11 protein-coding genes and 3 tRNA genes are annotated in these 13,777 nt (G+C 57.6%); 12 read left to right on the plus strand and 2 right to left on the minus strand.

Annotated features, from left to right (window positions below; all coding sequences use genetic code 11):
- The first annotated feature begins 254 nt into the window (after window positions 1–254).
- The 5 genes from HMPREF2527_RS01250 to HMPREF2527_RS01270 all read left to right on the plus strand — a co-directional run bounded on the left by HMPREF2527_RS01250 (window position 255) and on the right by HMPREF2527_RS01270 (window position 5,672).
- Complete coding sequence (locus tag HMPREF2527_RS01250) at window positions 255–2,225, plus strand: hypothetical protein (protein WP_070505820.1); 1,971 nt, start codon at window positions 255–257, stop codon at window positions 2,223–2,225.
- A gap of 39 nt (window positions 2,226–2,264) precedes the next feature.
- A complete protein-coding gene (locus HMPREF2527_RS01255) occupies window positions 2,265–2,981 on the plus strand; it encodes an ABC transporter ATP-binding protein (RefSeq protein WP_210390347.1) in 717 nt (238 codons plus the stop codon).
- Window positions 2,982–3,220: 239 nt separating this feature from the next.
- Window positions 3,221–3,427, plus strand: coding sequence for a hypothetical protein (locus HMPREF2527_RS09780; protein WP_155115169.1), 207 nt, complete (start codon window positions 3,221–3,223; stop codon window positions 3,425–3,427).
- 181 nt (window positions 3,428–3,608) lie between these two features.
- Window positions 3,609–3,974 (plus strand): DUF2218 domain-containing protein, encoded by a 366-nt coding sequence (locus tag HMPREF2527_RS01265; protein WP_070505823.1) that lies wholly within the window; start codon window positions 3,609–3,611, stop codon window positions 3,972–3,974.
- 294 nt (window positions 3,975–4,268) lie between these two features.
- Window positions 4,269–5,672, plus strand: a complete 1,404-nt coding sequence (locus tag HMPREF2527_RS01270) for an FAD-dependent oxidoreductase (protein ID WP_070505826.1) — start codon at window positions 4,269–4,271, stop codon at window positions 5,670–5,672.
- 368 nt (window positions 5,673–6,040) lie between these two features.
- Here HMPREF2527_RS01270 and HMPREF2527_RS01275 read toward each other — a convergent pair whose 3' ends face one another.
- Window positions 6,041–6,622, minus strand: a complete 582-nt coding sequence (locus HMPREF2527_RS01275; RefSeq protein ID WP_005507238.1) for a hypothetical protein — start codon at window positions 6,620–6,622, stop codon at window positions 6,041–6,043.
- Between the two features lie 938 nt (window positions 6,623–7,560).
- Here HMPREF2527_RS01275 and HMPREF2527_RS01280 point away from each other — a divergent pair.
- The 7 genes from HMPREF2527_RS01280 to HMPREF2527_RS01310 all read left to right on the plus strand — a co-directional run bounded on the left by HMPREF2527_RS01280 (window position 7,561) and on the right by HMPREF2527_RS01310 (window position 11,553).
- Window positions 7,561–7,633 (plus strand) — tRNA-Glu (locus HMPREF2527_RS01280).
- Window positions 7,634–7,701: 68 nt separating this feature from the next.
- A tRNA-Asp gene (locus HMPREF2527_RS01285) sits at window positions 7,702–7,775 on the plus strand.
- A gap of 73 nt (window positions 7,776–7,848) precedes the next feature.
- Window positions 7,849–7,921 (plus strand) — tRNA-Phe (locus HMPREF2527_RS01290).
- Window positions 7,922–8,171: 250 nt separating this feature from the next.
- A complete protein-coding gene (locus HMPREF2527_RS01295) occupies window positions 8,172–9,104 on the plus strand; it encodes an ABC transporter ATP-binding protein (protein ID WP_012904237.1) in 933 nt (310 codons plus the stop codon).
- Window positions 9,101–9,880, plus strand: a complete 780-nt coding sequence (locus tag HMPREF2527_RS01300; protein ID WP_070505828.1) for an ABC transporter permease — start codon at window positions 9,101–9,103, stop codon at window positions 9,878–9,880. Before HMPREF2527_RS01295 ends, HMPREF2527_RS01300 begins: the two co-directional genes overlap by 4 nt.
- Before the next feature lie 3 nt (window positions 9,881–9,883).
- Window positions 9,884–10,582: an ABC transporter permease gene (locus HMPREF2527_RS01305; RefSeq protein WP_070505830.1), complete on the plus strand. Its 699-nt coding sequence runs from the start codon at window positions 9,884–9,886 to the stop codon at window positions 10,580–10,582.
- Between the two features lie 5 nt (window positions 10,583–10,587).
- A complete protein-coding gene (locus tag HMPREF2527_RS01310) occupies window positions 10,588–11,553 on the plus strand; it encodes an ABC transporter substrate-binding protein (RefSeq protein ID WP_070505942.1) in 966 nt (321 codons plus the stop codon).
- Window positions 11,554–11,697: 144 nt separating this feature from the next.
- On the opposite strand, the gene HMPREF2527_RS01315 is transcribed toward HMPREF2527_RS01310, so the two are convergent.
- The gene (locus HMPREF2527_RS01315) at window positions 11,698–13,500 is read right to left on the minus strand and encodes an alpha,alpha-phosphotrehalase (RefSeq protein WP_070505832.1); all 1,803 of its coding nucleotides are present in this window, start codon (window positions 13,498–13,500) and stop codon (window positions 11,698–11,700) included.
- Between the last annotated feature and the right edge of the window lie 277 nt (window positions 13,501–13,777).

Genomic DNA, 13,777 nt, shown 5'->3' on the forward strand with positions numbered 1-13,777 from the left:
ACACTGTTGTTACCGAAATATTCTACGGTTAAAGTTTCTCTAAGCGTTAATCCAGGAAACTCCCAGCTTTCGTTCAGAAAGCCTGAAAAGGCACTGTAGAAACTATAAAATCCGCTGACTAGCAAAAAAATATATGTTTTGAATCTAAATAATTCGAAAATCTATACCATTTAGGTTGTGAAGGTGGTAGTCTTCTAGCACCAGGCCTGCGGTGGTGAAGTTTAGACCCACCCGCTACAGACGGGGATTCAACGATGAAAAATGCTCTGAGAGTGTGCGCAGTATTGTGCACAGTTCTGACCTTTCTGCTGGGTAGCGCCCTCATCTCTGTCCTGGAGACGCAGACTCCTCTGGGTACCAATGCGCAGGCACAGCTTTCTCTCCGTGCTTCGCAACAGTCTAAGTCTGAGCTGATTCAGAACTTTGATACTCTGGTGGATCGCTACGCTACCGATGGTGCCCAGCTACTCAAGGTGGTCGCCGACCCCGAAGATTTTTGGCACGGAAAATCCGTCTACGTGTTTGGGGCGAATTCACTGAGCTCTGACGGTGAAACTATCGATTGGTTCGACCCGGATAAGCACGGGAAAAAATATCCGTCACGAGCACTTGGGGATTCTTCGCTTGACGGCCAATACGCGCTAGCGGGTAGCCAAGAATTTGTGCGTGCTTTTGAAAACCTTGCCCGTGAACAAGGCATGGATGTTAAAGTTACCTCCGTTAACCCGGTGCGTGTTGTCTACGGGGCAGTTACTTCTTCGGGCTCTCTGACGAGCCTTATCTGCCTCGCTGTGCTCTTCTGTACCGCAATCATGGGGTGGTTGTCGGTCCGTTCGCGAACTCAGAATATTCTGCTTCTGAACGGATACTCCCCGCAGCGTCTGCAGCGAAGGGATGCACAAGACCTCCTGCTCCTGGCGCTACCTCCTGCAGTGGTAACAGCATTGTGCATGGGATGCGTAGAGGGGTTCGTGTATGGTGTGGCGCATCTTCCTCAACTGTTGGGGGTTACGGCGCTGATTTTTGCCGTGTTTACCGTTCTCATGCTGGTTGCTCTACTGCTGATCAACCTCATGACTTGGCCGAGTATTACTGCTGTGGGACGTAGGGAACCGGCGTATCGACGTTTTACAGTTCCGAGTGCAATCGCTAAGTATGCTGTGGTGGTTTTAGTGGCGTGCACTATTCCGGGTCTGGTCTCAAGCGCTCAAGTGAGTTTGGGTAGGAGCGATTCGGCGGCTGGCTGGTCTCTTCTTTCTGACCAGTACACCTTACGGGTGAACGTGCCTGAAGCGACGATACGGGATGAACAGGCGCTCGCCTCCTACGACCAGGCTACAGTGCGTGCTTTAGGTTCTCTTGAATCACGGAACGGTGTCCTCTTGTCCTATGCGTTGGAAAACGTTAAGGGTTTGGAGGGTAGCGGATACGATGGTGCTCTTATGGTGAACCGCGCCTATGTGGACCTTCTTCAGCAGCGTCTTGGCTTGTCGTTCAAGAACGTTGAGGATAGCAACTTCCCTGGATCTCAGTCTTTGCGTGCAGAGTATTCTTTCCACCAGAAGGACCGGGAGGATCGCGGATTTACTCTGCTCACTGTGGAGGATAAAACCAACTCGTCGGGGGTAAAGGTGCCTGCTTTGAGCTCTCAGGATTCACGGCTTCTGAACTATAAAAAGCCTGTTCTTGTGGTAACCGAATCGGCGACGCAGAATCTACAACCTTCCTTTATTTCTGCGGCCTTGACTACCGGTAACGTCATGGTCTCTCAGCCTGCGTCTGTACGGGCTGCCTACAACGCTGAGGAAATTGGGCAGACCCTACTTTCTGTGGACCGCGCGGGAGAGGAACACCTTTACATCGCGCAGCTGGAACGTAACCAGTATGTTGCGCATCTAGTGGGCCTAGCAATTCTCTGTGCGGCACTCATTATTGGCACAGCAATTAATACGTACATTACCCTTGCGGCTCGTGCTCGTAATGATTTTGTTTTACGTACTGCTGGTCTGCCTCTCAGAACAATTTTTAGTGGGTACCTTCTGAAGGAAACCTGCATTGTGTGCCTTTGCTCTGCTGCTGGGTTGGTACTTCTTCTGGTGCAGGGAGCAGAGTACGCCTTTTCAGCGATGGCGGCACCGCTGTTGTACGGCACTATTCTGGCGCTGGTGCTGAGACTGAGTTTTAACCGTATCTTCACCGCGACGGTTCACCGTCGTCACGTATAGGAGTGAATGATGAGGAATACTGTTTATCCCTCTGGCAATGTGGAACATCCTGAGGTAACTATCGCCTCCCGCGACATTGTGGTGTATGCGCAGGGGCAGCCCATTCTCCAGAGTCCTCACTTTGAGGCATATGCGGGGGAAGTAACTGGCATTGTGGGTCCGAGCGGATGCGGTAAAACGACGCTTTTGAATGTGTTGGGTCTGCTGATGCCGCCTCATGAGGGTGAGGTTGTTATTGGGGGCCGGCATATGGAACGTGCTCGCGAGAAGGAGCGTCTTGCGTTCTGGGCTGATGAAGCTTCCTTCGTTTTTCAGGATTACGGAATTATTGAGGAATGGAGCGTTATCGAGAATATTCTGCTTGATCGTAAGACCTTTGGTCGTGCTCGTATTACGGATGAGAGCCGCGAGCTTTTGAACGTCATTGGTCTTGAAGGGAAGGAACGTACTTCGGCTGCCCTGCTGAGTGGTGGTGAGAAGCAGAGGGTGGGTATCGCTCGGGCAATCCACAAGGGTGTGCGCTACATTTTTGCGGATGAGCCGACGGCAAGTCTTGATGCTGAGAACCGGGCATTGGTTGTTGAGCTGTTGAGCTCTGCTGCTCGGCGTGGAGCCACAGTTATCGTGGCGACTCATGATGCAGATATGATGACCGCCTGCGATAGGGTATGCCGTCTTGAAGCCCCTACCAGAATTCCCGATTCGGGATTAGTGGATGTAAATGTAAATTCTCATCGGAAGGAGAACGGATCATGACGACAAGGAGCCCTCTAGCTCGTGATGAGTATGATCGTGCGCCGGAAAATTCAGGAAGCGATGCCCCTCAAAAGAATGGATTGCGGCATCTGCCGCGAAAAGTGGTGGGCGTTCTAGTATCTTGCGTGGTGTTTGTTGGCGCTCTTCTGGGCCTGTACTGGGGCGGGGCTTTTGAGCCATGGCTGAATGAGTATTCGACCACTACACCAGCCTGTGCAACAGCTTCTTCACCGGAGGATGTGCAGCAAGCTCTTGCGCGGACTGAAGAGCTTAACGCTATTCGTTCGACTGCGAAGAATGTTGAATTCTCCCAGACTCTTCTGTGTGATGGGCAGAAGGCTGTTTTGACGATTACGTACACTGACCGGTCGGATTTTAAGCGTTTGAATGATGCGGTGACTTCGGCACATTTGGGTGCTGCTGCTGAGATTAAGCTCAAGAGGTAGGCGTGTAAAGAACGGTGGTTGTTTATCGCCCCTGCGCGAACAATGATAGTGCGTTAGGTTAGTAGACCCTAAGTTTCTGCTATATTCAAGGTGAAACAATGCGTCGCCGGATGCAGGGTTCCGTGTGGTGAGCCTTTTTCGGCATAGATGAGAATTCGGCATAGATGAGAAGGAACCCACCGTGACTGAAACTCCCCAGGAAAACACCGCTGAGAATTACCCCGCCGCGGAATCCCTGCCGGTACGCCAGCGCGCCGTCGTAGCAACCGACCGCCCCGCCCGATACATCAAGCAGCTCGGCTCGCACATGGGCCGCAAGCTCGGCACCGCAGAACTGCCCGACGGTATCCGCCTCACCTTCAACCGCGACGGTATTTTCCGCGGCTACGGTGACCTGCGCGAAATCGACGGTGCCCTCATCATGGAGGTGCGCGCCGAAAGCGACGAGTTGGCTGCTGGTCTGGCGGATGTGCTGGACCGCCACCTGGTCCGCTTCGGTGAGCGTGACGAACTGGTCGTCACCTTCGAGGCGGTACCCGCCTCCTAGTCCCTGCTTTCTAGTCTTCGTTACCCTGCCCCGCCCTCCTGCACCTCGGAGGGTGGGGCAGTTCTATGCCCACTGCGTGCGGAGGCGCCCGGGGTCGAACGCGCCGCGCTGCCCGGATTAGGTGACCCCGCCCGGATTAGGTGACAGAAAATTGTCCTATTTAGTGGGCGACGACATATAAGCCCCCGAACACCCGTCAATCCCCGGTAAAATAGGCAAGAAGTGAACACTAAGCTCACCGCCTGTTCGCGCCGCACTGGGCGCCGGACGGTGAACTTCGAAAGGAAGATTTTCGTGTCTGAAGCAGCACGCCCCCTGCGCGTCGCCGTTATTGGTGCAGGTCCCGCCGGTATTTACACCGCCGATATCCTCACCAAGTCTGAAGAGGTCCGCACCGGCGCCGTTGAGGTCGCCATCGACATCTTCGACCGCTACCCCGCCCCCTTCGGCCTGATCCGCTACGGTGTGGCACCGGATCACCCCCGCATCAAGGGCATCATCACCGCGCTGCACAAGGTCTTGGACCGCGGCGACATCCGTTTCTTCGGCAACGTCGAATACGGCAAGGACCTGACCCTCGCCGACCTGCGCGAACACTACGACGCCATCATCTTCGCAACCGGCGCGATTTTTGATGCACCCCTGAACATTAAGGGCATCGACCTGGATGGCTCCTACGGCGCAGCAGACTTCGTCTCCTGGTACGACGGCCACCCCGACTACCCCCGCACCTGGCCGCTCGAAGCTGAGCAGGTTGCAGTGCTCGGTAACGGCAACGTCGCCCTGGATGTTTCCCGAATCCTCTCCAAGCACGCTGACGACCTGCTCGTCACCGAAATCCCCGACAACGTCTACCAGGGCCTGAAGGCTTCCCCCGTGACCGACGTGCACGTCTTCGGTCGCCGCGGCCCCGCACAGATGAAGTTCACCCCGCTCGAGCTGCGCGAACTCGCACACTCTCGCGACGTGGACATCGTCCTGTACGAAGAGGACTTCCAGTTCGACGAGGCTTCTGAGGAAGCAATGGAGAAGAACGCCCAGACCAAGGTCATGATGAAGACCCTGCGCGGCTGGCTGGAAGACCAGAAGACCAACGAGCAGACCGCATCCCGCCGCCTGCACCTGCACTTCCTGCAGTCCCCGCACGAAATCCTCGGCGAAGACGGCAAGGTCGTGGGCCTGCGCATGGAACGCAACAAGCTCGATGGCAACGGCGGCATCATCGGCACCGGCGAGTACGTGGACTACCCCGTACAGGCTGTCTACCGCGCAATCGGCTACTTCGGTTCCGAACTGCCCGAAATCGGTTACGACGACAAGCGCGGCGTCATCACCAACGTTGAGGGTCGCGTCGTGGACGAGAACGGCGAGGTCGTTCCCGGCCTGTACGCATCCGGTTGGATTAAGCGCGGCCCCGTCGGCCTGATCGGCTCCACCAAGTCTGACGCGCTCGAGACCATCACCCACCTGCTCGAGGACCGCGAGAACCTCTACACCGCACCCGAGCCGGAGGCAGAGGCATTCAGCGCCTACCTGGACTCCAAGGGCATCAAGTACACCACCTGGGAAGGCTGGCACCGCCTGGACGACCACGAGAAGGCACTGGGCGCCGCATCCAAGGATGCAGCCGGTGAGCCTCGCGCCCGTGTGAAGGTTGTGGACCGCGACGAGATGATTAACGTCTCCCGCGGCGAGTAATCCTTACGTTGAGTACGTAGAGTATAGAAATCGACCCCGTACCGTGAACCGGTGCGGGGTCGATTTTTGTCTATATATAAGGAGGTAATAAGAAGTAGGGGAGTAGCGGGGGAGGAAGCTCAAGAAGCGCTCGCCCGGAAGAGCCGTCGAAAGAGCGGTTAAAGAAACCCACCCCGCACCATGAGGTCATGCGGGGTGGGCTGGGTAGGCGCCGAAGACACTCGAGGACATACCCTCCGGCTACCCGGACGCGCAGCGAGCCCATGCAGTGACTCCACGTGCGGCGCATCCCTTTAACGGGGTCTAGAAAGCTAAAGAAACACCAAGATTAGCTCTCTAAACAAGCGCATAGCCGTACGGTGTGTAGACTATGCACACTTTTTGAGGACGTCTTCAATGCCCAAAATGGCCTTGAGTACGGTTTCAGTTTCAGTACCCAGCTTCTTGCGGGCTTCACCAGAAATGACGGCCTTCACGATGTTCTTGAAGGTCTTCCACTGCTTGAAGGCGTTAACGAGTGCCTTAATAAGCTTGTAAATGGCGATGCCCAGCTGAATGACAAACTTTGCAATACTGACAACGCAGGCAATAACACCAACGGGGGAGAGCGCTGCGTGGGCGCGTCCATCAGACTTACGAACAGCGGCCTTAGCGCTTGCAATCTGACGGCCTGCGTCAGTGCCCTGGACGGTGGTCAGGTTGCCCAGTGCGCTCTCAATGCCGCTATTAACGCGGTTGGAGGATCCAGGCTTCGCATACTTCAAACGGGCAGGTACCTGCTCTAGGCGGCGCAGAATCAGCTTGAGCTGCTGGTCGGCAGTCATTGCCTTCTGCGGGTGCGCCATCTGCTGTGCCTGCGCTGCGGGTGCAGCTGCACAGCCGAGAGCGATGGTTGCGGTGCCTACGCCGAGTGCACGGAATGCCGTGCGGCGATTCATCGTTGCGGACACTGGATCCCCCTTTGGATCTCTATGCGGTTTATCGGTGCTGTAATGTGCGGTGACTTTACGTCTGGGGCTCCGGAAGTGGCCCCGTGCAAGGTCCGGAAGTGACCTTACGCCCTCTATAGTACGGTGCTCAAAGAGGGGGCTTCAAGCTATTTCAGGGGGTATTTTCAGCTGGCTTTCATCTCTCCTTGTCAATCGCTAGAGGTTTATCAAATCTTTATATTTCTGCGTCGTCATAATTGCGTAGATATCTGCACTGAGAGAAAAATAAGCGTCTGACAAGCCGGTTTATTGTATTCCCAAGAGTGAATATTTGCATCTACGTGCATTCTGGCCTGTAGTTGCTTTGCGCGGCACATTTTTGAGGGCTCCGGGGGTGCTGGGGTGAACCCTCTAGAGAGGTGTTGCTGTGCACTCTCTTGCAGATATTTGCACCCAGGGTAGCGTCTTGCCTGCATGTCCTATATAAGCGCGTAGAAAGTTGTCGAAAATTTTTTGGAGATATTGTGGAGTTTTTTGGCCGCTGCGATGCGCATAAGAGGGGTGTATAAGAGATGTGAAGGTGGGTTTTTGGAATTCTTGCGGGACTGATGCCGGCATCTTCGAAACAAAATTTCGGAGGAGTTTGTAGAAAATCTGTAGAAATGGAGGTAGCGAAAAAGTCTTTCTCTGGGCTCCTGTAGGTACCCAAACGTGTCTAAAAACCTTCCAAAAGCCTCTGATATGGGGTGTTGTGAAGAAATTTTAAAATTTTTTGAAGTTTTTCTGAATCCTCATTGACAAGCTTAAACACATATGTGCCAGGCTATAAATGGTCGAAAATGGGGGTCAAAATCGGGCAAAATCGAACAAAACGGTTTGCACGCCTCCGCAAACCTGTCATAGACTAGTGGAGGTTCGAACGACGGGATGAAGAAAACGGAACCTGTTCGATCGACTAGGCCCCCATCGTCTAGCGGCCTAGGACGCCGCCCTTTCACGGCGGTAGCACGGGTTCAAATCCCGTTGGGGGTACTTGCAAATCTCACGATTTGCAAAGCCAAGTTAGATGATATAGAGTTTACTTCTGTTGATTCCAACAAGGCCCCGTAGCGCAGTTGGTTAGCGCGCCGCCCTGTCACGGCGGAGGTCGCGGGTTCAAGTCCCGTCGGGGTCGCTCTGGCCGCGTAAGTTCAGATGATTATTCATCCGAAGACGCGGTCATTGCGTATCTAAAAGTAAATACGCAAGGCTCTGTAGCTCAGTTGGTAGAGCGTACGACTGAAAATCGTAAGGTCACCGGATCGACGCCGGTCGGAGCCACGAAATCCGCCTCCAGGCTTCTACAGTGGGGCGGGTTTTGTTTTTAAAAAACTTTGCGGTTGCAGATACTGCAAAACCGTCGAAAAGGCGGCATCTTGGGAATAAAACCCTGAGATGCCGCCTTTTTATATACGGTCTATGTACAGAACAGGTACACCACACTCACTGTAGAAACGCCCAGCAGGAAGCTACTCGATAATTTCTGCTCAAAGAGCGCATACAACGGGTTGCAGAAAGGATTGCCGCACCCATGACTGCCCAGAATTTCAGTACACAGCCTCCGGAGAGCTCACCCCAGATTCCCTGGGCAAAAAATGCTGCTGTCGATAGTGCTCAGGCGGGCGGAATCCGCCTCGAGAACATCACCAAAAGCTACCCGAGCCGAACCGGTGAACCCACCACGGTGCTGCAGAACCTGAACCTGCATATTCCCGCCGGGCAGATTACCGTGTTCGTTGGCCCCTCCGGCTGCGGTAAAACCACTAGTCTGCGCATGATTAACCGCATGGTGGAGCCCAACAGTGGCACCATCACCATTGACGGCGTGAACGTGCACGAGAAGAACCCCTACGAGCTGCGCCGCGGCATTGGCTACGTGATGCAGCAGGGTGGGCTCATGCCGCACCGCACCGTCGCGCAGAATATTGCCACCGTACCGCGCCTGCTCGGCGCCTCCCACAAGGAGGCGCAGGCGCGCGCCCTCGAACTGCTCAACGTGGTCGGTTTGGATTCTTCGTACGCCAAGCGCTACCCCTCCCAGCTTTCGGGCGGTCAAGTGCAGCGCGTTGGTGTGGCGCGTGCTCTCGCCGCCGATGCGCCCGTCCTGCTGATGGACGAGCCGTTCTCCGCGGTGGATCCGGTGGTGCGTACCGACCTGCAGAAAGAGCTGCTGCGCCTACAGGGGCAACTCGCCAAGACGATCGTGTTCGTCACCCACGACATTGACGAGGCGCTTCTGCTCGGCGATACAATCGCCGTCTTCGCGGAGGGTGGCCGCCTCGCACAGTTCGGTACTTCAGAAGAGATTCTCTACAGCCCCGCCGATGATTTTGTGCGCTCCTTCGTGAGCCGCTCCGTTGCCGGCCTGCTGGATGAGCAGACGGTGCGCCAGGCGCGTGAACGCCGACTTGCCGCCTCCCGAGAAGCACAGAATGGTGCGGTAGAAGGCGAGAAAAGCGAATGAGTCTTCTAGAAAATAGTGTGATCGCGGCACCACCTCTCACCGCGCATCCCCTAGTGGCATCACCCCTCGCCGCAAGCGACATGCACTGGGAATGGGTCGCCACCAATAGTCAGCGCATCCTCGAGCTGACCCTCAGCCACCTCTACCAGGGCGTCGTGCCCGTCGCGATTGGCGCTCTCGTCGCGCTGCCGGTCGCCTACTACGCGAGCCGTCGCCGCGACCGCGGCTCCGAACGCCGCATCGGTGCGCGAACCCTCATGCATCTCTCCTCACTGCTGTACACCATCCCCTCGATCGCGCTTTTTGTGCTGATGCCGCTCATTCTGGGAACCTCCATTATTTCCCCGCTGAACGTGCTCGTTGCCCTGAGTGTCTACTCCTTCTCGCTCATGGTGCGCTCCGGCGTGGATGCCTTCGACTCTGTGCCCGATAGCGTGCACGAATCTGGACGCGCCCTCGGATACACGCCCCGACAGGCGCTGATGGAGCTCTACCTGCCCCTCGCTACGCCCGTCATTATGGCAGGAATCCGCGTGGCAACCGTGGCAAATATTGCGATGGTGTCCGTGGGTGCCCTCATCGGTGTGCCCTCGCTCGGCACGCTCTTCACCGACGGACTCGCGCGCAATATCCCTTCGGAAATCCTGGCTGGCGTAATCCTTAGCCTGCTGCTCGCGTTGGTCCTCGACCTGCTCCTTATCCTTCTGACGAGGGCACTTACACCCTGGCAGGCGGCTACGGTTGCGAACCGCCGCAGCCCCGAAAGGAAGGCATAACCCGTGAACGTCATAGAACGAACCTTCGCCTACCTCATGGACGGCGCCAACTGGCAGGGAAGCGGCGGAATCCTCGTGCGCCTGCTCGAACACCTGAGCGTCACCGCCCTCGCCACCGCCTGCGCGGCACTCATCGTCGTGCCCCTCGGTCTCTGGGCTGGACACCACCGACCCTCCGACGGCGCTAACCGCCGCCGCAGCAACCTGCTCATGAGCGCCGTAGCCGCCACCCGCGCGCTACCCGCGCTCGGTCTGCTCACCATCCTGGCGCTCTGGCTGGGCGTCTCAACCCTGCCCGCCCTCATCGTGCTCATTATTATTGCGGCGGCACCCCTGCTCGCCGGAGTTCTTGAAGGCCTCGCCGCTGTGCCGGAAGACCTCGTGGACGCAGCCCGCGCCCAGGGCCTCACCGAATGGCAGATTCTGACCCGCCTCGAAATCCCGCTCGCCGCCAACATGATGCTCGGCGGGCTCCGCTCCGCACTCGTGCAGGTCATCGCAACCGCGACCATCGTCGCCTACCTGAGCGGCGGAACCCTCGGCAGGTACCTCTTCGACGGGCTCGCCGTGCGAGATTACCCGCGCATGCTCGTCGCAACCCTGCTCGTGGCGCTTCTCGCCTTCGCCGTGGACGCGCTCATGGGCCTCGTGCAGCGTGCGCTCACCCCCGCGGGGCTCACCATCAACCGGAAGAAGGCATGAACCCGATGAATCAGACGCCTCGAACCTTCTCGCGCCGTACCGTATCTCGTCGCACTGCCCTAGCCGCCGCCGGAGCGCTCGGCATGGCGGGTATTCTTAGCGCCTGCGGGCTCAGCGGCGACAAAGTCTTCAGTGGCGAACACGAAGGAATCATCGTTGGCTCAGCGGCCTTCGCCGAATCCCAAATTCTCGCCGAAATCTACGCCGGAGCCCTCGCCCGGGCGGGATTCAATGCCCGCACCCAGCTAAGCATCGGCGCCCGCGAAGCGTACCTGGGGGCACTCGCCTCCGGTGCGGTGGACGTTATCCCGGACTACTCCGGAAACCTACTGCTCTACCTGGACCCGAAGGCTACAGCTAACACTGCGCAGGAGATTCTGCAGGCGCTACCCGCCGCCCTCGGCACCCTCACCACGGGTGGCTCCGGGGCTGAAATCCGCGCCCTGAACGCCTCCGAGGCGGAGGATAAGGACTCGCTTGTCGTTACCGCGCAGACCGCCCAGAAGTACGGTCTGCGAAGCCTTGAAGACCTCGCCTCCCGCTGTACGAATCTGAAGCTTGGCGCCGCCCCAGAGTTTGCCGAGCGCGCCTACGGCATCCCGGGTCTGAAAGAGAAGTACGGATGCGTCCCCGCCGAGTTTGTGCCCCTCTCGGATGGCGGCGGCGCGCTGACCGTCAAGGCCCTGCTGGATGACACCGTGCAGGTGGTGGACCTCTACTCGACCACCCCCGCAATTGAGCAGAATCAGCTGGTGGTGCTGGAGGATCCGAAGAATATGATTCTGGCTCAGCAGGTGCTGCCCATTATTAATACGTCGCGAGTTCCCGACTCCGCGGCGGAGGTTCTGAATCGTGTCTCGGCGAAGCTCACTACCGCCGATTTGCGCACTCTCAATGACCGTGTTTCGGGTACCTCCAAGCAGGAGCCCGCGCAGGCGGCGGCTACCTGGCTGAACGAGCACGGATTCTAAGACTCTGCCTGATATTCCACATAAATTCCTCTACAGGAATGGTTATAAACAAAACCGACCTGGGAATATTCTAGAAATAGAATATTGCCAGGTCGGTTTATATCATCCCGCCCCACAGGCTAGGGGAGAGGCGCAGAACCGCTTTTAGCCCTCAATCAGCAGCGCCAGAGCCTCGTAGGGGCGCAGGCTCAGCGTCACCGTCTCGGCCGAATCAGACACAGCAGAGGAGTCCACCGCAGAATTCTTGTAATTACACACCAGCACGCGACCGGAACGAACAAACTCAGCCGGAACCTCAACCTCGGTCGGCTCACCGTAGAAGTTCGTCAATACCAGCAGGCGCTGCGCCGGGCTATCCTTCTCAGCTTCAGCGGGAAGCTCACGCAGGTACGCAAACACCCGCTCGTGATCCAACGCGTAGGGCGCGTACGAACCCACAGAGATGACCGGGTACTGCTTACGCAGGGCAATCAGGTTGCGGTAGTAGGGCAGAATCACGCCGTCACGTTCCTCATCCTCCACCGAAATACCGGCACCAGTCGCCGCATCACGCACCGGGGCGGGAGCCAGCCACGGCGACGTGGAACCGAAACCAGCGGTCGCCGGATCCGCGGTCCACTGCATCGGCACACGCGAATTATCGCGAGCCTTCGACGCCACAATCTCCAGGGTCTGCTGCTCGTTCAGGCCGCGCTCACGCAGCATCGCGTAGGCGTTGTGCGCCTCCACATCCACGTACTGCTCGATTGAGGAGTAGACCGGGTCAATCATGCCGATTTCCTCGCCCTGGTACACGTACGGGGTGCCGCGCAGCAGGTGAATTACGGTCGCTAGCATGGTCGCCGACTCGGCACGGTAACGCTCAACGTCGCCAAAACGGTTCAGTGCGCGCGGCTGGTCGTGGTTATTCCAGAACAGCGCGTTCCAGCCGCCGCCGGCCTGCATACCCAGCGCCCAATCGTTCAGGATCTGCTTCAACTCGGCAAAACGGAACGGCACCTTCGACCACTTCTCGCCGTTCTCGTAGTCCACCTTCAGATGGTGGAAGCTGAACACCATGTCCAGCTCGTGGTGTGCCGGGTTGGAGTAGCCCACGCAGTTTTCGATGCTGGTCGAGGACATTTCGCCCACGGTCACGGTGTCATCATGCTGACCGAAGGAGGCGCGGTTCAGCTGCTGAATGCGGGTGTGCACAATCGGGGTGTCGGTGTATTGCGCCTTGTCCACGGTGCCTTCGGGGGCGTCGAGTAGCTCTTCACCCTTGCCGATGACGTTAATGACGTCAAAACGGAAACCGCGCACACCCTTCTCGTACCAGAAGTTCACGACCTTAAACAGCTCGTCGCGCACAACCGGGTTGTACCAGTTCACGTCCGCTTGGGTGCGGTCGTACAGGTGCATGTAGAACAGAGGAGTGCCGTGCTCATCCGTGTACTCGCCGAAGCGGGACCAGCAGGGGCCGCCGAACTTCGACTCCCAGTTGGTCGGTTCGCGTAGCTGACCGTCCTCGGTGTATTTGCCGGGGCGAATGTAGAAGTAGTCCCAGTATTCGCGTTCACCGGCGAGCGCACGCTGGAACCATTCGTGCTCGGTCGAGACGTGGTTGAGGACCATGTCGAACATGACGCCCACACCGTGCTCGGCGAGGGCGGCGATCATCTCTTCGACATCCTCCATGGTGCCCAGGTCGGGGTTAATGGCGTAGTAGTCGGAGATGTCGTAGCCGTTGTCGTTCTGCGGGGAGGCGAAGAACGGGTTGAACCACACCATGTCCACGCCCAGGGAGGCAATGTAGGGCACCTTCTCGATGACGCCGCGCAGGTCGCCGTAGGCGCCACCGGCGGAGGAGTAGAAGGACTTGGGGTACACCTGGTAGATGACGGAAGACGCGAAGTCCTTGCCGCCTGCCGGGGTGAGGGTGAGCGATGCGGTGGGTGCCTGTGCCATGGAAACCTTCTGAAACGTGAGCAGGGTTCAGTGCCTATGAAAGCGTGTATAAATCAGTGTGTTGGGAACGAACCGCGTCGGTGCTACATATGCGCAGCGAGGTTCGTCCGCGGCAGACACAGACGCCTGCCGCCTCCCGGTGCCGTTCGCCGACTGAATATCGCCGCCCGCAACCTGGGCTCATTCCAGATTAGGGGGCATAATGGGGTGATGTCCCCCATCTACCCCAAAGGGGGCAATTCTGCCGCAGATCCGGCACAACCCCCGTGGCCTCAAC

Source organism: Rothia sp. HMSC071B01 (assembly GCF_001808945.1).
Taxonomy (GTDB): domain Bacteria; phylum Actinomycetota; class Actinomycetes; order Actinomycetales; family Micrococcaceae; genus Rothia.